This window comes from Flavobacterium sp. RSSA_27 (assembly GCF_051547125.1).
Taxonomy (GTDB): Bacteria; Bacteroidota; Bacteroidia; order Flavobacteriales; family Flavobacteriaceae; genus Flavobacterium.
The window spans coordinates 1-793 of the sequence record NZ_JBPTTN010000015.1 but is presented as its reverse complement, the minus strand read 5'-3'; the positions used below and the strand labels follow the sequence as shown (position 1 = coordinate 793).

Here is a 793-nt window from a genome sequence, read left to right as displayed (position 1 = left end):
CCAGGTTCGGTGGTGCTTTCTAGTGACGCTGTATCTGGTAACCAATGGTACAAAGATGGAAATCCTATTAATGGTGCAACAGCTTCAACTTATACAGCAATAGATAGCGGAAGTTATACCGTAATTAGCACGATTAATAATTGTACTAGTGAAAGTAGTGATCCTATTGTGGTCACTGCCAATGCAACTCCAAGTCCTCCAACAATTAAACCCAATAAAGCTACAACCGCTTGTCAAGGCGATGTAGTTAAATTGCATACCTCTTCTCCAACCAACAAATGGTTTAAGGATGGTACTGAAATTCCAAACGAAACATCCAATACACTAAGTGTTACTAGTAGTGGCTCTTATACTGTTGAATCCATTAATCCTTCAGGCTGTATTAGTGGACTAAGTGCTCCTATAGTAGTAACGATTAGCCCATATCCTGTAGTGGATGTTATTGCTGGGAACACTGTTGTATGTGCCGCCTCAACCCTTCAATTAACCAACGCTACTGTTGCTGGAGTTTGGACTTCTGACAATACCGGTATTGCTACTGTAGATGGCAATGGATTGGTTACTGGGGTAAATGCGGGTACAGTAACTATTTCGTATACTGTGACCAATGCAGGCGGATGTTCTACCACTGTTACTAAATCGATAACCGTTACCCCTAAACCAAGTCAACCCACAATCACTGCTGCTGGCCCTACTGCTTTCTGTATTCCAGGTTCGGTGCTATTGACAAGTAATGCTACTTCTGGTAACCAATGGTACAAAGATGGAACAGCTATTAATGGTGCAACTGCTG

The 793-nt window shown here is 42.1% G+C and carries 1 protein-coding gene; it reads left to right on the top strand.

The window, feature by feature from the left end:
- On the top strand, positions 1–793 hold a 793-nt coding region (locus ACSVH5_RS13435), incomplete at both ends, for an Ig-like domain-containing protein (protein WP_438061920.1).